18 protein-coding genes are annotated in these 21,290 nt (G+C 63.3%); 3 read left to right on the plus strand and 15 right to left on the minus strand.

All coding sequences use genetic code 11. From position 1 onward, the window contains the following. Positions 1-232 precede the first annotated feature (232 nt). Both QX039_RS11640 and QX039_RS11645 read right to left on the minus strand, forming a co-directional pair. Positions 233-559 carry a hypothetical protein gene (locus QX039_RS11640; RefSeq protein WP_315771209.1) on the minus strand — a complete coding sequence of 109 codons (327 nt, stop codon included), beginning with the start codon at positions 557-559 and terminating at the stop codon, positions 233-235. A 74-nt stretch (positions 560-633) separates the two neighbouring features. Then, positions 634-2,151, minus strand: a complete 1,518-nt coding sequence (locus QX039_RS11645; RefSeq protein WP_315771211.1) for an MFS transporter — start codon at positions 2,149-2,151, stop codon at positions 634-636. Between the two features lie 165 nt (positions 2,152-2,316). Here QX039_RS11645 and QX039_RS11650 point away from each other — a divergent pair, with 165 nt between their 5' ends. Then, positions 2,317-3,174 (plus strand): LysR family transcriptional regulator, encoded by an 858-nt coding sequence (locus tag QX039_RS11650; protein WP_315736488.1) that lies wholly within the window; start codon positions 2,317-2,319, stop codon positions 3,172-3,174. Positions 3,175-4,032: 858 nt separating this feature from the next. Here QX039_RS11650 and QX039_RS11655 read toward each other — a convergent pair. The 7 genes from QX039_RS11655 to QX039_RS11685 form a co-directional block, all read right to left on the minus strand. Then, positions 4,033-6,135: an ABC transporter permease gene (locus tag QX039_RS11655; protein WP_315771213.1), complete on the minus strand. Its 2,103-nt coding sequence runs from the start codon at positions 6,133-6,135 to the stop codon at positions 4,033-4,035. 28 nt (positions 6,136-6,163) lie between these two features. Further along, the gene (locus QX039_RS11660; RefSeq protein WP_315771215.1) at positions 6,164-7,435 is read right to left on the minus strand and encodes an efflux RND transporter periplasmic adaptor subunit; all 1,272 of its coding nucleotides are present in this window, start codon (positions 7,433-7,435) and stop codon (positions 6,164-6,166) included. 272 nt (positions 7,436-7,707) lie between these two features. Beyond that, positions 7,708-7,872 carry a DUF3309 family protein gene (locus QX039_RS11665; RefSeq protein WP_315736491.1) on the minus strand — a complete coding sequence of 55 codons (165 nt, stop codon included), beginning with the start codon at positions 7,870-7,872 and terminating at the stop codon, positions 7,708-7,710. Between the two features lie 827 nt (positions 7,873-8,699). Next, complete coding sequence (locus QX039_RS11670; protein ID WP_315736492.1) at positions 8,700-8,993, minus strand: hypothetical protein; 294 nt, start codon at positions 8,991-8,993, stop codon at positions 8,700-8,702. 30 nt (positions 8,994-9,023) lie between these two features. After that, positions 9,024-9,257: a hypothetical protein gene (locus QX039_RS11675; RefSeq protein ID WP_315771217.1), complete on the minus strand. Its 234-nt coding sequence runs from the start codon at positions 9,255-9,257 to the stop codon at positions 9,024-9,026. A gap of 168 nt (positions 9,258-9,425) precedes the next feature. Continuing rightward, a complete protein-coding gene (locus tag QX039_RS11680) occupies positions 9,426-9,998 on the minus strand; it encodes an Hsp20/alpha crystallin family protein (protein WP_315736494.1) in 573 nt (190 codons plus the stop codon). Positions 9,999-10,623: 625 nt separating this feature from the next. After that, positions 10,624-11,016, minus strand: coding sequence for a BA14K family protein (locus QX039_RS11685; protein WP_315771219.1), 393 nt, complete (start codon positions 11,014-11,016; stop codon positions 10,624-10,626). Between the two features lie 142 nt (positions 11,017-11,158). Between QX039_RS11685 and QX039_RS11690 the strand changes: the two genes are divergently transcribed. Together QX039_RS11690 and QX039_RS11695 are read left to right on the plus strand one after the other, a co-directional pair. Continuing rightward, positions 11,159-11,680, plus strand: coding sequence for a hypothetical protein (locus tag QX039_RS11690; RefSeq protein WP_315771427.1), 522 nt, complete (start codon positions 11,159-11,161; stop codon positions 11,678-11,680). 347 nt (positions 11,681-12,027) lie between these two features. Continuing rightward, complete coding sequence (locus QX039_RS11695; RefSeq protein WP_315771220.1) at positions 12,028-12,927, plus strand: NAD(P)-dependent oxidoreductase; 900 nt, start codon at positions 12,028-12,030, stop codon at positions 12,925-12,927. Between the two features lie 167 nt (positions 12,928-13,094). On the opposite strand, the gene QX039_RS11700 is transcribed toward QX039_RS11695, so the two are convergent. The 6 genes from QX039_RS11700 to QX039_RS11725 all read right to left on the minus strand — a co-directional run bounded on the left by QX039_RS11700 (position 13,095) and on the right by QX039_RS11725 (position 21,204). Further along, positions 13,095-13,874, minus strand: coding sequence for an ABC transporter permease (locus QX039_RS11700; protein ID WP_315771222.1), 780 nt, complete (start codon positions 13,872-13,874; stop codon positions 13,095-13,097). Then, entirely contained in the window at positions 13,871-14,983 is a 1,113-nt protein-coding gene (locus tag QX039_RS11705) for an ABC transporter permease (protein WP_315771428.1), read from the minus strand. Before QX039_RS11705 ends, QX039_RS11700 begins: the two co-directional genes overlap by 4 nt. A 35-nt stretch (positions 14,984-15,018) precedes the next feature. After that, positions 15,019-16,116, minus strand: coding sequence for an ABC transporter ATP-binding protein (locus QX039_RS11710; RefSeq protein WP_315771224.1), 1,098 nt, complete (start codon positions 16,114-16,116; stop codon positions 15,019-15,021). 105 nt (positions 16,117-16,221) lie between these two features. Further along, complete coding sequence (locus QX039_RS11715) at positions 16,222-17,337, minus strand: ABC transporter substrate-binding protein (RefSeq protein ID WP_315736499.1); 1,116 nt, start codon at positions 17,335-17,337, stop codon at positions 16,222-16,224. A gap of 212 nt (positions 17,338-17,549) precedes the next feature. Further along, complete coding sequence (locus QX039_RS11720; RefSeq protein ID WP_315736500.1) at positions 17,550-17,771, minus strand: hypothetical protein; 222 nt, start codon at positions 17,769-17,771, stop codon at positions 17,550-17,552. Between the two features lie 250 nt (positions 17,772-18,021). Continuing rightward, a complete protein-coding gene (locus tag QX039_RS11725) occupies positions 18,022-21,204 on the minus strand; it encodes a multidrug efflux RND transporter permease subunit (protein WP_315736501.1) in 3,183 nt (1,060 codons plus the stop codon). Positions 21,205-21,290: the final 86 nt, after the last annotated feature.

Below are 21,290 nucleotides of genomic sequence, written 5' to 3' on the forward strand. Positions count from 1 at the left end.
TCCTTGGCGCCAAAGACCGCCCCCAACAAACGACGCCCCTCTTGACAACTTACTCCCCATACAAGGTTCAGCCGAGAACACCCGGCATTCCCCGCGCGATGGTTTTGACGGCTGCTTCGCGATCTCCCCGGTGCGCCGGGCTTTCTGGCCACCGTATCGCACAACGTGCTTGCGCACGTTGCGCTGGACATCAGCATCGGGATGCCAGGACCACGCGACTTGACCGTGCGCATCAACGTCGTTCGTCGGCGCGGCTCAGCCACGCTGCAACATCGACACGCCCACCGCATCCCGCCTCGACGTTCGTGACGACCGCGAAGCGCCCCTCTTGTGAGACGGGACGGACGAGAGGAAAGCACGATTTCTGGAAAAAAGAAACAGAAATCTTCTTGCTCGAATGGCCGGCGAGGGCGATGTGTTTAAACCGGCGCGCGAAATGAGTTTTTCGGCGCATGCGGTTGGGGCCGCAATCGACCTCGAGTTCGCGGGGATGAGCCGGTACATCGCGCCTTGTGCAGGCGACTTGCGCAGGAGCGATTTGCCCGGCGGGCTGGGCCACTCGATCTTTCGCCGGCGGGTCGTGAGTTCGAAGAGACTGGCCGACGGCCGAACGGACCATTCGCCGCGCTGCCTTCAAACCATCGGCGACTTCATCGATCGATGGTCCTGAGGCCGAAAAGCGAGCAGGCTGACGAGAGCGAGTCCCCAAACGCCAACCCCACCGTAGAGCATCACCCATCCAAAGCCTTGGGCAAGCGCCTGATGGACGAGCGACTCCGACAGCTCTGGAACGGAAACCAGACTTCCTGCGGCGATCCTCTCGGCGAAGAAGCGCAGATGCGCGGCGTCCAATGAATCCGGCAGCGCATTTTTGAGGTGTGCCAGCACGCCGCTGATCAAGATGAAACCCATCACCGCGATATTGATCGCCAGTGAGATCATCCGGGCGCTCATGTCGATGCCGGACGCCATACCGGCACGATCGCTCGAAACCGCACCCGTTGTCGTATTGGTAACAGGGGTGTTGGTCAGGCCGAGGCCGATCCCGGCGAACAGCGACCCGGGCAGCATCGTCAGCCAGCTTGCCTGCGCGGCGGCGCTACCAAATTTCATCAGAATGAAGCCCAGACCGATCATGAACAGGCCAACGGGAATGACGAAACCGGGCTGATAGCGTAGCGAAAGCCGCTCCGCCAGCGGCGGCACGACGAGCGTCGGAAGGGTGTAGGCAAGCAATGCGAGACCAGCAGAGACACTGTCGTAGCCGAGGCCCGCCTGAAACCAGATCGGCAAATAGATCATGAAGGGCCAGAAGCTGAAGTTCATCGCGGCCGAGCCGATGATTGCGCCGGAAAAAGCGCGGATGCGGAATACCGAGAAGTCGAACATCGGTCGCGGGCTGAACCTTTCGGCGATGATGAAAGCGATGAAGCTCGCGATCGCAACGCCAATGACGCCCAGGGCGGTCGGGCTGGTGAAGCCAAGATCCGGTCCCTGCGTGATGAAGAAAGCGAGACAGAAGACCGACAACGACAGTGTGATGATGCCCGCAACGTCGAGACTGCCGGCCTCAGAGTCCTTCGATTCCTGAACGCCGCTGAGGGTGAGCATCAGTGTCAGGATCGCAAACGCGACATGGACGAAGAACACCCACTCCCAGCTCGAGACCGCGACGATCGCGCCGCCGATGACCGGACCGAAGCCGAGACCAATGCCGAAGATGATCCCCCACCAGCCGAAGGCGATGGCGCGCTGCCGTCCTTCCTGGAATTGATGAGAAAGGATGGCGATCTGACAGATCAGCATCGCGCCGCCGCTGAGGCCCTGGAGAAATCGGGCGCCGATCAGCACCGAGACGTTCTCGGTCACGCCGCAGACAAGCGACGTCACGCCGAACGCGGCGATAGAGACCATGAAGATGCGCTTGCGCCCATAGCGGTCGGCCAGCGTCCCGGTCGCCATCAGAACGGTCGTCACCGCGATCGTATAGGCGTTCATGATCCATTGGAGTTGCTTGAAATCGGCGCGCAGCACCTGCTCCAGCGTCGGCAGGATTGCGGGGATGCTGGAAATCTCCAGGCCGAACATGAGGGACGAGAGGCAGGCGGCGGCCAAGGCGATTGTACTTCGGCGTGTCAGTGCAGGGGTCATGATTCGGCCTTCCGACGTTGTGGTCGGCAATGGTGGAGTCCAGCGGTGATGAGAGGCGGCGCAACTCGGTTCGCGTGTTGCGGTGGGACGCAACATAGTCGGGACTTGACCATTCCAGAACTGGATGGTTGGATATTTCAAAGACAGCAAATTTGGATAGATGGGATGACCATACTGGACGTGGATGCCGTCCAGGCCTTCGTGACGATCGCCGATCAGCAGAGCTTCACGCGGGCGGCGGAGGTGCTTGGCACCACCCAGGGCGCGATCAGCGTAAAGCTGAAACGGCTTGAAGACCGGCTCGGCCAGAAACTGATCGAACGGACGCCGCGGTTGGTCCGGCTGTCGGCGCAGGGCGCGGTGTTCCTTGAATCGGCGCGCGACTTTCTTGCCGCCCATGACCGCGCCGTCGCGGGGCTATCCTCGACTCGTCGCCGGTTTGCGCTCGGCATTGCCAGCCATGTGGCGGGATCGGAGATTCCGACACTGCTGGCGCGGTTGAACGCACACGACCCGGCGCTCACCATCGAAGTGCGGCTCGACAATTCGCGCAACCTGCTGGACGCTTTCGACCGTGGCGAAATCGATGCGGCGATTATCCGCAGGGAGGACGACCGGCGTGATGGCGAGGTGCTTGCGCCGGAACACTTCGGCTGGTTTGCATCTCCGGACTTCGTGCATCGAGCAGGCGAGCCGCTGCGTTTGGCCGCGTTGTCGCCGTCCTGCGGAGTCCGTGACATCGCCACCCGCGCGCTCGACGCTGCGGGAATAGCCTGGACGGAGGTTTTCCTCGGCGGCGGTTCCTCCGTCGTGTCCGACGCGGTTTCGGCCGGCTTGGCCACCGCCGTATTCTCGTGCCGGCTCGCGCCGGCCGGCACGGTCGAGGTTAGCCGGCGGTTCGGACTGCCCTCGCTTCCCTCGTCCGAAATCATTCTTCTCTCGACACTCTCGGACGCCAAATCCCGCGAAGCGCTTAGAACCCTCGCGACTGCGTTTCGCGAGCACCGTCCATCCTCGGCGTAAATATCGCTTGTCGTCGTCCATCGCTCCCCGTCGAGTCACCCAGGCCGACATCGGCGCTTTGCCCTGCGTGCGGATGACTGGAAGCCGTCTCAGCAGACCGCTGACGTCAGACCACATCGATGGTGGGAAACCGCGCGTCGCCCGCGATGCAATCCCAGGCGAACTGGCGCACGCGGTCGAGCCAGACCGCCGGTGCCATGGCGGAGGTTCGAGCCCTTGGTCAGCGGCCCGGCGGCCCAGGTGAAGCGTCCGCCGTCCAGGAGCAGCGCGTCGAGCGCCTTCGGCACGAACGCGGCCACATCAGCCTGCTGAGCCGGCGTCAGCCAATCCCCTCCGAGCAACAGCGGGATGACGTTTGCCTCGTCGGGTGGACATGAATCGAGCTAACATGTCCACTCGTGGACAATTGCTCGCTGAAGCCCGCGTCATGTTCGCAGACGATATCTTTGGACACATCGTCGATCGTGCGTATGAGCTCCTGGGCGTTCCGCCTCTCGTCGCCGCCGAAGACCCATGCCCGGAACCAAAAAGTGGCATTTTGCGCGGGCATCCCCATATTAGGTAGATGGCAAAATGGCAGAAATCGAGCACGCGGCAACCGCATAAGACGAAGGCCGAGCTCCGTGAGATGCTGACCGAGGCAGTCCGGAATACGGCGAGTTCGGGCCCGCGACCGAAGCGCCTGGCGAAACTCGACGGCGTTGCTGATGGGGCGGCGGCTTCCGTCGATTAGGCTTCTGCGTCCTGGCCTGGTTCGTTCAGTCCATACGAGCGAAGTCTTTCGAAATTTCGTGAAGGAGTTAGGATGCGCAAGTTTCCCGAGCCCGTCAACGTCGGGCCGTCTGGTCAACGTATTGCTTACTCGTAGCGCAGCGCTTCGATGGGATCGAGCCGAGCGGCCTTTCGCGCGGGGTAGTAGCCGAAGAATATGCCAACGGCTGCCGAGAACAGGAACCCGCCGGCAATCGCGGCCAGGGATATCGGCGCCGGCCAGCCTGTGAGGATGGAGATGGCGACGGACAACGCCGCGCCGATGACAATTCCCACGATGCCGCCGCTGACGCTGATGAAGATCGCCTCGGCAAGAAATTGTAGCAGGACGTGCAATCTCCGCGCGCCAATCGCCATCCGTAGTCCGATCTCCCGCGTTCGCTCCGTCACCGAGACGAGCAGGATGTTCATGATGCCGATGCCGCCGACCACAAGCGAGATGGACGCCACCGCGGCCAAGAGGAGCGCCATGATGCGGCTGCTTCCCTCCGCGGTCTGCGCAATCTGACTGAGGTTGCGCACGGAAAAATCGTTGATGGTGCCTGGGCGGATGCGGTGACGCCGCGCCAGGATTTCAGTAGCTTGATCGATCGCCGCCTGGATGCCGGCCTGATCCACCGCCTGCACGTAAATCTGATTCACATACCCGGTCATGCGCGGTTGAAGCCCATACGGATTCGGCGGCGTCGGATAAATCCAGTTGATCGCCGTTTGCTGCTGGCTTGGGGCGGCAACGCCGATAATCTTGCGCTCGGCGGTGGTGAACGGAACCATGATCAGATCGTCCTGGTCCTGCCCAAAAGATGTCTGTCCCTTGGTTTCAAGAATTCCGACCACCCGCAACGACACACCCTTGGCCTGCACCGTCGCCCCGATCGGATTCTGAGAGGTGCCGAAGAGTTGCCGGCGCACGGTCTCGCCGAGGACCGCGACCAGCGCCGAGCTTCGCTCGTCCTCCGGAGTGATCGCCCGCCCTGCGGCGATCTGCCAGTTCGTCATCGGAGGATAATTGGCGCTTACGCCCTGAATGCCGGTGGTCCAGTTCTGGTTCGCAAAGCGGATCAGCCCCGGCTGGCGGATGAGGTAGCTCACCGCCCCGGCGGCGGGTGCCTCCTGCCGGATCGCCCGGACGTCGGCAACGGTCAGCGTCGAAGCGCTTCCGGAGCCCCCCCGAGCGCCCCCGCTTGTGGCGGCGCCCGGCAGGATGACCACGAGGTTGGTCCCGAGCCTTGCGATCTCCTTTCGGACCGCCTCGTTCGCTCCCTGGCCGACGGACACCATGACAATCAATGCGGCGACGCCGATGAAGACTCCAAGCATTGTCAGCGCTGAACGCATCTTGTTGCGCCAGATCGCCTCGGCGGCCGCCGTCATCACCATCCAGGCAAAGGGCCATGATGCGACCGACATTGCGACGTAGGCCGACCGTTCCCTTGGCTGGACCAATTTGTCCGCCGTCCCGCTGGCCGGCTGCGGCGCCTTGGCGACCTTTGTCTTCTTCACATCCGTGATGATCTGGCCGTCGCGCATGGTCAGCACGCGATCGGCAAAGGCCGCGACATCCGGCTCGTGGGTCACCACGATGATGGTGACGCCCTGTTCGCGATTGAGCGAGCTGAGCGTCTGCATGATCTCGTTGGAGTTGCGGGTATCGAGATTGCCGGTCGGCTCATCCGCCAACAGCAGGCTCGGCTGATTGATCAGGGCCCGCGCGATTGCCACCCGCTGCTGCTGCCCGCCCGACAACTGGCCCGGCGTGTTGCGTTCCCGGTCGCGCAGCCCGAGCTTGTCCAGAACCGCGCGAGCCCGCTCGAAGCGCGCGCTCGCATGGCTCTGGCCGGACATCGCGTACAGAAGCGGCAAGGCGACGTTGTCGATGGCGCTGGTGCGCGGCAATAGATTGAAGCTCTGGAATACGAACCCAAGCCGCTCGCTGCGAAGGCCGGCGAGATCCGGCTCTGCAAGCTGCGCGACGTCGATGCCGTCGAACCAGTAATGACCGGCGGTAGGCCGATCGAGGCAACCGAGGATCGACATCAGCGTCGACTTGCCCGATCCGGACGCGCCCATGATGGCGATGAACTCGCCATGTTCGACGATCAGGCTGACGTCCGAAAGCGCGCGAACGTCGATGTCGCCGACATGATATGTCCGCGACACTCCCTCAATCCTGATAACCGGCTCCGCCATGTGCCTTCAATCGTTGTAGCCGATGCGATCAGAGGCGGGGCCGCGGCACGCTGGAACGTGCTTTCGCTGAATTCCGTTGCTCCGCGACGATCACCCGGTCGTCGATCTTCAGGTCGCCCTGCACGATCTCCGTAAACTCGTCGTCGTCGAGCCCGACCATGACCTGAACCGGCACCGGCGATCCGTCCCGCAGCACCCAAACGCGCGCTTGTTTCGTGTCGCCAAGGGCGGTCCCGGTCGGGACATAACGCAACGCCCGGTTCGGAACTCGGAGCACGCCGCTGCGCCGATCGACGATGATCCTTGTCGCCGCCGTCAGGCCCGGCTTGAGCGCCAGATCAGGGTTGTTGACGCTCACGACGACATCGTAAGTGATGACGTTCTGCACGGTTTGCGGGGACTGGCGGACCTGGGTCACCGTTCCCTCGAACAGACGTTTCGGATATGCGTCGACCGTGAACGTCGCCTTGTCGCCATTCTTGATGCCGCCGATGTCGCTCTCGCTGACATTGGCGTCCACCTGCATCCTGGTGAGGTCGGTCGCGATCAGAAACAAGGTGGGAGTCTGGAAACTCGCCGCCACAGTTTGTCCCATGGTGACGGCGCGCGAAACGACCGTGCCATCGACCGGCGAGATGATGTTGGTATAGTCGAGATTGACCTGTGCCGCGGCGAGCACGGCTTCGCGCTGCTGGATGGTGGCCCCGTCAAACGCAATTTGCGCCAGAGCCTGATCGTACACGTTTTTCGCATTGTCGTAGGCGTCCTCCGACACGGCGCTTGTCCTGACGAGCGTGGCGAGGCGTTCCAGGTTGGCCTTGGCATAGGTGAGCGATGCCTTGTCCTTCTCCAGTTGCGCTTTCGCGATGGCGAGACTGGCTTTCGCCTGATCGACGATGCTCTGATAGGGGCGGGGATCAATCTTGGCGCAGCTTTGTCCGCGTTTGACCTGCGTGTTGTAATCGCAACTCAATTCCTGGATCACGCCGGAGACATAGGTCCCGACAATGATCGTCAATTCCGGATTGACCGACCCCGTGGCGTTGATGTCGCGCGCGATGTCGCCGATCGCAACAGATGCTGTCTCATATCGAACTGAAGCGTCGCCGCTGAACGACCACCAGATGCCCAGGGATGCAGCAAGAAGCAGTGCCGCGATCCCAACGAGAACCCAGCGCCTCGTCGCAAATCGTGGCTGTACGGCCGGCTCGCTGACCGGGCGTCCAGTCGATGGACGCGGCACATAGGGCAGAGCTTCCCTGCTTTCGGCCGCAGCACCAGTGCCGAGCTGCGTGTTCATCTCGCTTTGGCTCCGGGCCTGGGATGATGGTCATTGCCACCATAGGCTACGGCTAGGCCGAATTGTTGATTGGGATCAAGCTATACGGCCCGGTGCCGGCCAAGGCTGCGGCGCTCATTGGGGGGCCGGTGGAATACCAGCCAACGTCGTCTGGGCGCGGCCTCAGAGACTTCCCTTCAGGCCGAGAAATGGTGGGTGTTACATAGAAAATGTCCCGCCGCGTCACGGGATCCTTTGGAGGGCGCCGGCCAACGCAGCCGGCACCGGCAGAATCAGATCCGACCCAAAAGTAGCAACACGACGAGGACGATCAGGATGAGGCCGACGACACCAATCCCGCCGTGGCCGTAACCGTAGCCGTAGCCGCCAAAGCGGCCGCTGAAGCCACCAAGCAGGAAGATGACGAGAAGGATGATGAGGATAAGTCCGATCGACATTGCCCGCCTCCTTTTTATGGGTCCCGTGGATATTGGGTCTCCTGGTCGTCCGAGTTGAGTACGCAATCTTCAAGCTTCCGGCACAGGCCGTCGCCGGCAGGGAAAGAGCTATGCTACTTCTTTTCTATTGAAATACCGCGCTCGCCGATGCTGATTTCGACGCCAGCGGTCTTCTGTCGATCCCGGTAGACTTGATAGCCCAATGTCACCGCGACGACGGCGAGTGCGTTGAAGCTTACGAGGCCGTCACTACGTCATTTTGATGCAAATCAACCGACACAAGCGAGACCTAGGCTGCAGTCCAGGCGGCGGGTGTCCAAGAGCAGACGAACGCGACCCCGTTCCCTCTACTAGGCTGCGGGGTCGGGCGGCAGCGGGTTGAAGTAGGCTTATGGCGGCCCGAAGAAGACTCGAGGGCGTAATCATCTAGCCGCGAGATCGGCTTCTATGGTATTCCATCCATGGGCCGCAGATTGCCGTCTGCCGGAAAGCGCAAACAGGAGTTGAGAATGTTCGGGCTGAAACGGCCGACTCGCATTGAACTCCGTGCCAACGACGCGGCTATCGTTGTTCGTGAAAATGGCGAGATGGAAAATGTTCATCCGGCAGGCAAAGGGCGACGAGGAACTTCCGCCCGGCCAGGTCGTTCTGGCCCTTTTCGGAATGACATTTCACGATGAGCGAGTGCGCAGACTGTTGGCGCAAATTGTAAAAGAGAAGCAAAGCCCAACATGACGTCGCCGCAGGTCGTCGTGCGCGCGGCGCCGGATCAGTCGGCTTGGGGTGCGGAGTTCATCAGATGATGGCGGTGAAAAGGCGCGGCGAAGTTAGACCTCACGCGAGGGGCCGGCACCGTCGCGATCCTCGTTGAAGAGCGCTCTCAGCAAACGCCAAAGTTCGCGGTGACCAGCTGTTTGACCGCCCTGCGTCAGATAGTCCGAAATATCCATTGTCGCCGTTTGGTATTCGATCGTGCCCCCAATGCCAGTCTCCAAACGCGCCACCTCTCGCTCGACATACAAGTTCTTGGTGTCTGTATCGAAGACAAGGAAACAGCGATCCTCGCGTGTGATATCGGGGCCTTTTACCTGGCGATACAGTTCCCTTTTTAGGAAGGCCATTGTCCGCTCCCGACGAGGACGATGCGATAGCTATGTGTCTTGGGTCAACAAGGTTCTGCCCCTTGTAGCGGCGTCATAGATTTCGATTTTGAGCATCGGATAAGTCGACTTCAGTTTACGACCTGATGCTTCGGCCGCTTCGGCCGTCTCAAACGCCGACTTGAAGTGCCCGTCGACAATGACCACAAATCCTTCCGACGGCGGCCGGTCGGCACGTGGCACCTTCTGCTCAGACTCCTCAATTGAGCGAACTGACTTCTTCATCGGAGCTCTCATTCTATCGCAGAGGCGTGACGGAGGCTCGCTGAGACCAAGAAGCCGATCAAGCTACGAAGTCTCATTCGATCGCGGCACCGGAGAAGGCGAATGACCAAATCCGGAGACCGCGACCGGCTTACCTCGGTCTGGTCTCCGGCTTTCTGCCGCGCAGAACTAAGCGGCCTTGCCAGGTGCGGCGGCCTTGTTCGGTGCGGGGCTTGCGCTCGGTGGAGCACCTGTCTTGATATCGATCGTCTTGGTGGTCTTCACCGCCTTGGCCGGCTTCTTGATTGCGAGATGCAGCACGCCTTTGTCGAAGTGAGCTTCGACGGCTCCCTCTTCCGGCTCGAATGGGAGAGACATCGATCGATAGAATGAGCCGTAGCTGCGCTCCTCGACGTGCCAGTCCTTTTCGTCCTTCGTGCTCTCCGCCTTCTTCTCGCCGGAGATAACCAGCTGGTTGCCGTCCAGGCTGACCTTGATATCTTTGTCGTCCACGCCGGGAAGTTCGGCGGTCACTTCGAAGGCATCCTTGGTCTCCGCCACACTGACTGCTGGCGCCCCGGCACCAATGCTGGGAGAAGGCAAACCCTGATCGAAAACGCGAAGCGCGTTCTCCATTTCACGCCGCATGGCCCTGAATGGGTCGAATGCAGGCTCCTGGCTGGTAGTCCACAATCTCGGAAGGCTCATCTGGTTTCTCCGCAGGTTGAAGAAGGAGAAAAACAGCCTGCTCCTCGCGGTCATGGCGACCTTGATGTAGCGCAAAACCGCGGGGGTAATTTCGAGGCGGAAAGGCCGGCATGACGATAAGGGAGAACGCGTCAACGGAGTTGACCTAGTCACAGCAACAAGCTTGGGCTGCGCGGCGCATGTTTGGCCGTGACGTTCCCAGGCGCAGACGAGCGCTACCGCGTCTCTTCTGTATATCTTGGATTAATCGTGCCCTCAGCATGGCACGTGGCGGCGACGATAGCAGGAGGGACAACCGTATTGGCCTGGTGCGTAGTAGCCCGGCGCGAAATGGCCGGGTCCGTAGGCAGCGACTCCAGCTTCGGCGCCGGGGATGCCAGAGCCAATTGCGGACTCCGGAGGCGCGGTAGTAGCGGCCACGATAGCGTGAGTAGTCGACCTCCGTCACGCCGGACGAGCAGGCCCTTGTTTCAGAAGAACAGCGCCCGGCGAGACTGGAGCAGCCTCTGAAGGGGAGCACGGAGTCCAATAATGTCCACTCATTTTCATGAGTGGACAAGGAGGAACGGAGCCCGCCAATGAGGCGTCCAGCTATAGCTGATTTGTTATATTTCGAGCGGTTGATCTGAATAGATCACAGGCTTGAATCACGACAGACAGGCGGAGACTCCGGTTACTCTCACGGGCACGGATGTCGTAAGCCGTCGTAACCAAGATACGTGCCGGAATACGGGTCATAAGACCTGAAGCGTTGCGCACAATAGTTGACGGCGTCGCCCACATAGGGAGCCGGAGCGACGTAGACCGGCCCGGGACCGTAGCCGTAGTATCCGTAGGGTTGCGTTGCCCCAATGATCGCTCCGCCGATCAGCGCGCCAGCGATGCCTGCACCAATTCCGACACCCGCGCCGCCGTGCCAGCCATGGCGATATCGTACGGTCTCGACCGATGGCGCCACGGCGCTGCGCAGCATCAGCGGGGAGGTTACCGGAGCGGCAATGACAGGGGCAACGAGAAGCGGTGTGGTGGCGATGATGAGTGCAGCCAGCACGGTTTTGGACGACTTGTTCATAGGAGCATCTCCAAGTTCATTTTCGGGGAGCGCAGCTACCCGCATCCGGTGTCTCAAAAACGACAATGATCCGAGAAGGCCTGTATGAATTGATTTAGCGCAACGTCAGCGTGCATTGATTGGACAAATCTGATCTCGTCTCATCGGAGAGCTCGTGAAGCTGCAGCGCTGCGTGATTGAGCGCGGTCAACGCATCCTCGTCATCATCGAAGGTCGCGACGCCGCCGGCAAGGATGGCACGATCAAGTCGATCGTCGAACATCTAAGCCCGCGTGATACCCGCGTCGTAGCGCTGGGGCCGCGTCACGTTTCGCACTTGCCCGCGGCAGGAGAGATCGTGCTGTTCAATCGCAGTTTATATAAACGGGCTGGAGTTGAGAGCATCATGGGCTTCTGCACCAAGGAGGAAACCGAGGAATTCCTTGAGACCGTGCCGGCATTCGAGGCAATGATCGAACGTTCGGGTATCACGCTGCTCAAGTACTACCTTGATATTTCGAAACAGGAGCAGTGGAGGCGGAGCCTTTTGCGGGTTGCGAGACGGCCGGGCCGCAGAGCAGGATCGTCGCCAATACTGCAACGAATGACGGCGCGACGACGCGAGACGACAATCGCACGACAACTCCTTTCCGGGACGGACCCGCCGCCCAGTGCATCTACGTAACGGCAATTAGTTACCTATCACGGTGCGGGAACTTGGCTGCTGATGGTGAGAAAGATTCTCAGCGGCCGCTGTCGCCGGCGCCGTGATGGATCAGACGCGAATGAGTTGCTTGGGTTTGGCCCGTCGGGACATTGGCCGAATTCGGATTGTTGGCATCGTGCTTGGAATGGTTCATCTACAAGGAGCAGCTTGAAATGGATTGCCTGCCGGCCGGCGCGTTCGTCAGCCCATGCGGCGCGGCAACACGGTTCGACGTCGAGGGACAGCGGGCCGCGGCCGGTTGGAAGTTCCTATGGAGCGGGCGCGGCGGAAGCTGCTAGAACCGACGCATTCACGAGGACAGAACAATGACAGCCAAACGCGTGGTGTTCACCGGGGGAACAGGCAAGGCGGGCAGGCATGTGCTGCCGCATCTGCAGGACGAGGGCTACGAGCTCCTCAACGTCGACCTCAAGCCGTTCGATCACCCCGGGATCAACACCCTGATCGCCGATCTGACGGACAGCGGCCAGGCCTTCAACGCGCTGACCATGCATCATGGCTTCGGCGGCTTCAACGCCGGACGGCCGCCACGGGCGCCGGATGCGGTGGTGCATTTCGCCGCGATCCCGCGGGTGCTCATCGAGCCCGACAATGAGACCTTTCGCGTGAACACGATCAGCACCTACAACGTCATCGAGGCCGCGGCGAAGCTCGGCGTGCGCAAGATCATCATCGCCTCCAGCGAGACCACCTATGGCGTATGCTTCGCGGAGGGCGACAAGGACTTCAGGAGCTTTCCGCTCGAGGAGGACTACGACACCGACCCGATGGATTCCTACGGGCTGTCCAAGGTCGTGAACGAAAAGACGGCGCGGGCGTTTGCGATGCGCTACGGCATCGACATCTATTGCTTGCGCATCGGCAACGTCATCGAGCCGCATGAATACGACAGGTTTCCCGGCTTTCTCGCCGATCCCCCGTCGCGCAAGCGCAATGCGTGGTCCTATATCGACGCCCGCGACCTCGGCGAGATCGTGCATCTGGCGATCCAGAAGGACGGGCTCGGCTTCCAGGTCTTCAACGCCGTCAACGACACGGTGACGGCTGATATCCCGACGCGCGAGCTGCTGCGCCGCTACTGTCCCAACGTCCCGATCACCCGTGAGCTCGGCGAGCGCGAAGCGCCGCTGTCGAACCGCAAGGCGCGCGAGGTGCTCGGGTTCAAGGAAGCGCACAATTGGCGGAAGTACGTGAAGGCGGGGTAGGGCGATCTGACTTGACGATCAGGGTTGTAGCCCGGCTCTCTCCACGACGTCATGGCCTGGATCGTCCCAGCCATCCGCGTCTTCATGCGTGGAGGAAAGGACGTGGATGCCCAGGTCAAGCACGGGCATGACGAGTAACTCGACGGGCAGGCGTGCGCGTCGGGCCTTCACGACATCCGCCGCCGGATCGCGAGCATCGCCAGCGACAGCACGATCGTCCCGACGATGAACACGGCCGCCGCCGAGACGATCGCCGGGCTGATGTTCTCGCGGATGGTGGCGAACATCTGCCGCGCCAGGGTGCGCTGATTGGGGCCGGCGACGAACAGCGTCAGCACCACCTCGTCCAGCGACGTCGCGAAAGCGAACAATGCGCCGGAGATGATGCCGGGCAGCGCGATGGGAAAGGTCACCGAGCGCAGCACCATGGCGGGCGAGGCGCCGAGGCTCGCGGCGGCCCGCTCGAGCTGGATATCGACGCCCTGCAAGGCTGAGGAGACGTTGACCAGCACGAACGGAACGGCGACGACGGTGTGCGCGATGATGACGCCGAGATAGGTGTTGGTGAGCCCGTAGCGCGAAAACATCAGCTGCATGCCGACGCCGAGCACGACCGCCGGCACGACCATCGGCAGCAGGAACACGGTGCGCAAGGTCGAGATCAGCAGCGAGGCGCGCCTGCCGCGCAGGCCGAGCGCGGCGAGCGTGCCGAGCAACGTTGCAAGGGCTGTGGTCCCCGAGCCGATCAGCAGGCTGTTGACGATCGACAGCCGCCAGGATTCGGCGGTGACCAGCTCGCGAAACCAGCGCGTCGAATAGCCGGGAATGGGATAGTTCAGGAACACGCTGTCGGTCAGCGATAGCGGCAGCACCGCGATCAACGGCCCGAGCAGGAACACGATGACGGCGATCGCGAACAGCAGCTTGACGAGCGGCAGCCATTTCATGCGCGCTGCTCCTCGGCCGAGGTCAGCCGAATGTAGACGGCGTAGAGCAGGATCGTCATCGCCAGCAGGACGAGGCCGAGCGCGCCGGCCATGCCCCAGTTCGCGGCTCCCGTGGCGTAGTAGGCGATCACCGAGCTGATCATCTGATCGTTGGCGCCGCCGATCAGCGCAGGCGTGATGTAGTAGCCGAGCGCGGCCATGAACACGAGTAGCGCGCCGGAGACGACGCCGCGCATCGACAGCGGCAGCAGGACGTGGACGAAGGCGCGCAGCGGATGCGCGCCGAGCGAGGCCGCCGCCGGCATCAGGTTGCGCGGAATCGCGATCAGCACGCTGAAGATCGGCAGCACCATGAACGGCAGCAGCACATGCGTCATCGCGATGACGACGCCGAGCCGGTTGAACATCAGCGGGACCGGCGCTGAAGTAAGGCCCAATCCCCTGAGCGTGGCATTGATCAGGCCGTTGTCCTGCAGCACGACATACCAGGCCGCGGTGCGTACCAGGAGGGAGGTCCACAGCGGCAGCAGCACCGCGCCGAGCAGGATCTGCCGGCGCCAGCCGTCGACCGAGGCGGCCACCATCGCGAACGGCAGGCCGATGAGGATGCAGGCCAGCGTCACCAGCGCCGAGGTTACGAAGGTCCGGATCATGATCAGGCGGTTGGCCGAGGCGCCCTCCGGCATCGCAGCGATATTGCCGGCGGCGTTGCGCTCGAGGTCGACGGCAGCGAGCAGGTTCTTGTCGGTCCAGGGCGAGGCCACGGCCTCGGCGATGGTCGTCCAATAGGAGGTCTCGCTCCAGCGCGAGTCGATCGCGGCGAGGTCGACCGCGCCGGAGCTGTCGAGCGCGCGGCGGGTCTTGCCGAGCAGGCTGCGGAAGCCGGACTGCGCGCTGTTCAGGCGGCGAACGAGATCGCCGAACTGCTCGTCATTGGCCAGCTTGCGGATGTCGTCGACGAACGCGGCCTGTGCGGTTGCAGGAGGCACGCTTATGCGGTCCCAGCGCGCCAGCGCCTTGTGGGTGCGGGGCAGGGACTCGGTCGCGACCGGATCCGATACCGCCGACTTCATCATCGTCACCAGCGGCACCACGAAGAACGACAGCATGAACGCCAGAAGCGGCGCCAGCAGAAGAAATGCCGTCAACCGTTGGCGGAGGTCTGGTCGCATGATCCCACCACCCAGACATCCGACGCCGCGAACGACAGCGCGACCTCGCTGCCGACCTCCGCAGCCTGACCACCGGCACGATCGCCCTTGATGATCAGCCGCTGCGCGCCGACCGTGGCGACCAGACGCATGTGATCGCCGAAATACACCGCATCCAGGATGCGCGCGGTCAGGCGGTTCGCGGTCGCCGCTGCATGATCGTTGATCCGGATGGCCTCGGGACGGATCGAGACCTGCACCCTGCCGCCATCAATGCGGCCGGCCCCGGCATGCGCCGCCAGCGCGAGGCCCGAGTCCGTCGTCAGCCGCACCGCCTCGCCCGCGTGCTCGTCGACCTTGCACGCCAGCAGGTTGGTCTCGCCGATGAACTCCGCCACGAACGGCGTGCGCGGCAGCTCGTAGATCTCGCGCGGCCGGCCGATCTGCTCGATCCTGCCGTGGTTGAACACGGCGATGCGGTCGGACATCGTCAGCGCCTCGTCCTGATCGTGGGTGACGAACACGATGGTGAGGCCGAGCCGGCGGTGCAGGTCGCGGATGTCGAGCTGCATCTGCTCGCGCAGCTTCTTGTCGAGCGCGCCGAGCGGCTCGTCCATCAGCACCACCTGCGGCTCGAACACCAGGGCGCGGGCAAGCGCGACGCGCTGCTGCTGGCCGCCGGACAGCTGCGCCGGCTTGCGCTCGGCCATGGTCGACAGCTTGACCATGTCGAGCACGCGGGCGACGCGCTGCGCGATCTCGGGCTTGGACGTGCCGCGCATCTTGAGCGGAAAGGCGATGTTGTCGCGCACGCTCATATGCGGGAACAGCGCGTAGTTCTGGAACACCACACCCATGTTGCGCTTGTGCGGCGGCAGCCCGTCGACCCTGGCGCCGCCGACCTCGATCGTGCCGCTGGTCGGCTGCTCGAAGCCGGCGAGCATCATCAAGAGCGTGGTCTTGCCGGAGCCGGAGGGCCCGAGCAGGGCGACGAACTCACCGCGGGCGATATCGAGATCGAGATCGTCGACCACGGTCAGCGCAGCGAAGCGCTTGACCACCTGCCGGAACGAGATGAAGGGGGTATCCATGACGGAGGCTTTCGGCGCGGACCTCGCCGGGACTCATGCGCGAGGAGGGCAGGCGCGCGTCGCGACGACGATCATCGCGCGCCCGGTTTGCTGAAGCGGCGAGCCTCAGCGCGCCAGCCAGGCGTTGAAGCGCTTCGACAGCTCTTCCGAATTGTCGGTCCAGAAGCCGACGTCGAGCGCGATCGCCTGCTTGAGATTATCGGGGGTCGTCGGCAACTCGGCGGCGAATTTTTCCGGCACCAGCTTGGCGGCGGCGATGTTCGGCAGGCCGTAGGCGATGTATTCGGGCAGCTTGGCCTGGTTCTCGGCCTGGCTCGCAAACGCGATGAAGTTCATCGCGGCATCCTTGTTCGGCGAGCCCTTCAGCACCACCCAGCTATCGACCGCGTAGATGCTGCCCGGAAACACGAAACCGAAATGCTTGCCCTCCGTGCGGTTGATGGCGCTGATGCGGCCGTTATAGACCGAGGTCATCGCGACCTGGCCGGACGACAAGAGCTGCAGCGGCTGCGCGCCGGCCTCCCACCAGACGATGTCGGCCTTCAGCGCGTCGAGTTTCTTGAAGGCGCGGTCGACGCCCTCCTTGGTCTTCAGCATCTTGTAGACGTCGGCCGCCGGCACGCCGTCGGCCATCAGCGCGAATTCGAGCGTGTATTTGGCGCCCTTGCGCAGGCCGCGCTTGCCGGGAAACTTCGCCGTGTCCCAGAAGTCCGCCCACGTCTTCGGCGCGTCCTTGATCTTGTCGCCGTCATACGACATGCCCGTCGACCAGACGATGGCGCCGACGCCGCAATCGCTCACGCCGGCCGGGATGAAGCCTTTCTTGTCGCCGATCTTGCTCCAGTCGATCTTCTCATAGATGCCGTCGCTGCAGCCGAGCTCGAGCTCCTCGGCCTCGACCTGCACCGCATCCCAGTTCGGCACCCCAGCCTTCACCTTGGCCTGCAGCACGCCGTAGCCGCCGTCCCAGCTCTCGTCGAGCACGGTGGCGCCGAGCTTGGCGGCGAACGGCTGGAAGTAGATCTTGCGCTGCGCGTCCTGATAGTTGCCGCCCCACGACACCACCGTGAGATCGCGCGCCTGCGCCGCCGCGGCGAGGCTCAGCACGGCTGCCGCAGCCACCAGCACCGTCTTCGAGACGGTGAGGGCCGCGCGTGGCGTCGCCCGACCCGTTCCGTTCGACACCTTCACACCCGTGGGGCTGGTCCGCCGTGAAAACATGCTCGATGATCCGTCGCGCTTTGAAAGGTTCAAAAAAGCTATCGGCTGTTCCCAGCCGTGGCAAGCGCGAGTTTTGATCGTGAGATGATGCCATTTTGGCGCTAGCGGCGGCTCGGCCGCGCCGCGGCAGGGCGTGTTGAGATCGTCCGCTGCCGGCGCCTGGCCTGGTCCGGCCGGGTTCACGCCTGGGGACGCGTTGGGGGCTTGCGGCCCTACAATCCGGCGCTGCAGCCTTGATCGTCCGGGCAGGCAAGCGCCGGCACCGGTTCGCTCTCCGCCGAATTGTCGACGACGAGGCCGAGCGCCGGTCTGCTCGTCGCCCGTGCACGGGTCGGAGCCGGCAGCCGCCGCGCTGCACCGTGTGCGCCGATGCGTTCAAAACCCTTTGCCGTCTTCTTCAGCCTGGCGGCGACGAGATGATTCAAAAAATCCATGTTGCAACTCCTTCGGTCGAATGACCCGGCGGCCTGGTGCGGGACAGGCCGCCGGGTCGGCGCAACGTGCTGGAGTTGGCGTCCTCCATTCCGCTGCGCTGGTCTGTGATCCAGTTCACAGTCGCTGAGAATTGATCGTGCCCCGGATCATCGGGGAAGCGTGATGAGGACGCCGACTGTCACTTGCCTCTACGAAACAAGAGACAATTGCGTTTCTCCGCGTCCGACATCATGCTTGTTCACATGCCGTTTACTCCGCAGGCTGCGCTGCCACCGTGCCGTGGCCGCCGTGCTGGGTCAGCGGCTTCATGCCGGTCAGCGTTCGCAGCAGCACGTAGAACACGGGCGTCAGGAACAGGCCGAACACGGTGACGCCGATCATGCCGGAGAACACCGCGACGCCCATCGCCCGCCGCATCTCCGAGCCTGCACCGGTCGATAGCACCAGCGGCAGCACGCCCATGATGAAGGCCATCGACGTCATCAGGATGGGGCGCAACCGGAGCCGGCTGGCCTCGATCGCAGCGCGCAGCGGCGTGCGCCCGGCGAATTCGAGCTCGCGCGCGAATTCGACGATCAGGATCGCGTTCTTGGCGGAGAGGCCGACGAGCACGATCAGGCCGATCTGGGTGAAGATGTTGTTGTCGCCCTTCGAGAGGTAGACACCGAACATCGCCGCCAGCAGCGCCATCGGCACGATCATCAGGATCGCGAGCGGCAAGGTGAGGCTCTCGTACAGCGCGGCCAGCACCAGGAACACCAGCAGGATCGCGAGCGGAAACACCCACAGGCCCGAATTGCCGGCGATGAACTCCTGGTAGGTCAGGTCGGTCCATTCGAAGGCGAAGCCCGGCGGCAGCACCTCGGCCGCGACCCGCTCCGCCGCCGCCTGCGCCTGGCCCGAGGAGAAGCCGGGCGCCGCTGCCGCGTTGATATCCGACGACAGGAAGCCGTTGTAGCGGATGGCGCGTTCGGGACCTGCGCTCTGTCGCACGTTGAGCAGCGCCGACAGCGGCACCATGTCGCCGGAGGCGGAGCGCACCTTGAGCTGGCGGATATCGTCGGCACGGGCGCGGAACGGCGCGTCGGCCTGCACGCGCACCGAATAGGTGCGGCCGAACTTGTTGAAGTCGTTCACGTAGTACGAGCCGAGGTAGATCTGCAGGGTGTTGAACACCTCGGTCACGGGCACGCCGAGCTGCAGCGCCTTGGTGCGGTCGATGTCGGCGAACAGTTGCGGCACGTTGACCTGGAAGCTCGAGAACACGCCGGCGATCTCCGGCGACTTCTGCAGGCCCGCCATGAACGCCTTGGTGACGTCGTTGAGCGCCTCATAGCCGAGCCCGGCGCGGTCCTCGATCTGCAGCTTGAAGCCGCCGATCGTGCCGAGGCCGTTGACCGGCGGCGGCGGGAACATTGCGATGAAGGCGTCTTGAATGCCCGCATATTTCTTGTTGAGCTCCATCGCCAGCGCGCCGCCGGACAGCGACGGATCCTTGCGCTCGTCGAACGGCTTCAAGGTCGAGAACACGATGCCGGCATTGGAGGAGTTGGTGAAGCCGGAGATCGACAGGCCGGGGAAGGCGACCGAGCTCTCGACACCGGGCTGGGTCAGCGCGATGTCGCTCATCTTGCGGATGACCTCCTCGGAGCGGTCGAGCGTGGCGCCATCGGGCAGTCGGGCGAAGCCGACCAGATACTGCTTGTCCTGGCCGGGCACGAAGCCGCCCGGCACCTGCTTGAACAGCACGGCTGTGGCGCCGACCAGGAGGACGTAGAGGATCATCACCGCGGCCTTGCCGGTGATCACCTTCGACACGCTGCCGCTGTAATTGTCGGAGGCGCGGACGAAGGCGCGGTTGAAGCCGCGGAAGAACCAGCCGAGGCTCTTGTCGAGGATGCGGGTGAGGCGGTCCTTCGGCTCGTGGTGGCCCTTGAGCAGCAGCGCCGACAGCGCCGGCGACAGGGTCAGCGAGTTGACGGCGGAGATCACGGTCGAGATCGCGATCGTCAGCGCGAACTGCTTGTAGAACTGTCCCGTGAGGCCGGAGATGAAGGCGAGCGGCACGAACACGGCGACCAGCACCAGCGCGATCGCGATGATCGGTCCCGACACCTCCCGCATCGCCTGGTAGGTGGCGTCGCGGGGCGACAGGCCGCTCTCGATGTTGCGCTCGACGTTCTCGACCACGACGATGGCGTCGTCGACGACGATGCCGATGGCGAGCACCAGGCCGAACAGGCTGAGCGCGTTGATCGAGAAGCCGAACAGGTGCATCACCGCGAAGGTGCCGACGATCGAGACGGGCACCGCCAGCAGCGGGATGATCGAGGCGCGCCAGGTCTGCAGGAACAGGATGACCACGATCACGACCAGCACGATCGCCTCGAACAGCGTGTGCACGACGGCCTCGATCGAGGATCGCACGAACTGGGTCGGATCGTAGACGATGTGATACTCGACGCCCTCCGGCATCGTCTTCTTGATCTCGGCCATGGTGGCGCGGACGTTGTCGGAGATCTGCAGCGCGTTGGAGCCGGGCGCCTGGAAGATCGGGATCGCCACCGCCTGCTTGTTGTCGAGCAGCGAGCGCAGTCCATATTCCGAGGCGCCGAGCTCGATGCGCGCGACGTCGCGCAGCCGCGTGATCTCGCCATGGGCGCCGGTCTTCACGACGATGTCGGCGAACTGGTCCTCGTTCGACAGCCGGCCCTCGGCATTGACCGAGAGCTGCAGGTCGAGCCCCTTGACGCTGGGCGATGCGCCGACCACGCCGGCCGCGGCTTCGACGTTCTGCGCCTGGATCGCCTTGACGATGTCGGACGCCGACAGGCCGTGCTCGGCCGCCTTCTGCGGATCGACCCAGACCCGCATCGAATAGTCGCCGGCGCCGAACAGCTGCACGTCGCCGACGCCGTCGATGCGCGCCAGCCGGTCCTTGACGTTGAGCACCGCGTAGTTGCGCAGGTACGTCGTATCGTAGCGGCCGTTCGGCGAGATCAGATGCACGACCATGGTGAGGTCGGGCGAGCTCTTCTTGGTGATGACGCCGAGCTGGCGCACGACATTGGGCAGCCGCGGCTCGGCCTGCTGCACGCGGTTCTGCACCAACTGCGTGGCCTTGTCCGGATCGGTGCCGAGCTTGAAGGTGACCGTGAGCGTCATCGCGCCGTCGGTGGTCGCCTGGCTGCTCATATAGAGCATGTTCTCGACGCCGTTGATCTGCTCCTCGATCGGCGTCGCCACCGTCTCGGCGATCACCTTCGGATTGGCGCCGGGATAGGTCGCGCGCACCACGACAGAGGGCGGCACGACGTCGGGGTATTCGGAGATCGGCATGGAGAACAGCGCGATCAAGCCGCCGAGGAAGATCAGCGTCGACAGCACGCCTGCGAAGATCGGCCGGTCGATGAAGAATTTGGAGAGGTTCATGGGAGGCCCCGTGGTCGGGAGATGTCAGCGTGTAGTGTGGATTTCGCTTGGCCTGTTTGGCTCGCTGCCGCCTCACATCCGGTGTC

The sequence above is a fragment of the Bradyrhizobium sp. SZCCHNR1043 genome (assembly GCF_032489675.1).
In the GTDB taxonomy this organism is placed as follows: Bacteria; Pseudomonadota; Alphaproteobacteria; order Rhizobiales; family Xanthobacteraceae; genus Bradyrhizobium.

Excerpts from the sequence above, each read along its gene's own strand:
- QX039_RS11715 (WP_315736499.1), bottom strand. The coding sequence starts at position 17,337 with ATGTTTTCACGGCGGACCAGCCCCACGGGTGTGAAGGTGTCGAACGGA.
- QX039_RS11650 (WP_315736488.1), top strand. The coding sequence starts at position 2,317 with ATGACCATACTGGACGTGGATGCCGTCCAGGCCTTCGTGACGATCGCC.
- QX039_RS11705 (WP_315771428.1), bottom strand. The coding sequence starts at position 14,983 with ATGCTGTCGTTCTTCGTGGTGCCGCTGGTGACGATGATGAAGTCGGCG.
- QX039_RS11645 (WP_315771211.1), bottom strand. The coding sequence starts at position 2,151 with ATGACCCCTGCACTGACACGCCGAAGTACAATCGCCTTGGCCGCCGCC.
- QX039_RS11675 (WP_315771217.1), bottom strand. The coding sequence starts at position 9,257 with ATGAAGAAGTCAGTTCGCTCAATTGAGGAGTCTGAGCAGAAGGTGCCA.
- QX039_RS11720 (WP_315736500.1), bottom strand. The coding sequence starts at position 17,771 with ATGGATTTTTTGAATCATCTCGTCGCCGCCAGGCTGAAGAAGACGGCA.
- QX039_RS11660 (WP_315771215.1), bottom strand. The coding sequence starts at position 7,435 with ATGAACACGCAGCTCGGCACTGGTGCTGCGGCCGAAAGCAGGGAAGCT.
- QX039_RS11695 (WP_315771220.1), top strand. The coding sequence starts at position 12,028 with ATGACAGCCAAACGCGTGGTGTTCACCGGGGGAACAGGCAAGGCGGGC.
- QX039_RS11725 (WP_315736501.1), bottom strand. The coding sequence starts at position 21,204 with ATGAACCTCTCCAAATTCTTCATCGACCGGCCGATCTTCGCAGGCGTG.
- QX039_RS11655 (WP_315771213.1), bottom strand. The coding sequence starts at position 6,135 with ATGGCGGAGCCGGTTATCAGGATTGAGGGAGTGTCGCGGACATATCAT.
- QX039_RS11710 (WP_315771224.1), bottom strand. The coding sequence starts at position 16,116 with ATGGATACCCCCTTCATCTCGTTCCGGCAGGTGGTCAAGCGCTTCGCT.
- QX039_RS11670 (WP_315736492.1), bottom strand. The coding sequence starts at position 8,993 with ATGGCCTTCCTAAAAAGGGAACTGTATCGCCAGGTAAAAGGCCCCGAT.
- QX039_RS11700 (WP_315771222.1), bottom strand. The coding sequence starts at position 13,874 with ATGAAATGGCTGCCGCTCGTCAAGCTGCTGTTCGCGATCGCCGTCATC.
- QX039_RS11665 (WP_315736491.1), bottom strand. The coding sequence starts at position 7,872 with ATGTCGATCGGACTTATCCTCATCATCCTTCTCGTCATCTTCCTGCTT.
- QX039_RS11685 (WP_315771219.1), bottom strand. The coding sequence starts at position 11,016 with ATGAACAAGTCGTCCAAAACCGTGCTGGCTGCACTCATCATCGCCACC.
- QX039_RS11680 (WP_315736494.1), bottom strand. The coding sequence starts at position 9,998 with ATGACCGCGAGGAGCAGGCTGTTTTTCTCCTTCTTCAACCTGCGGAGA.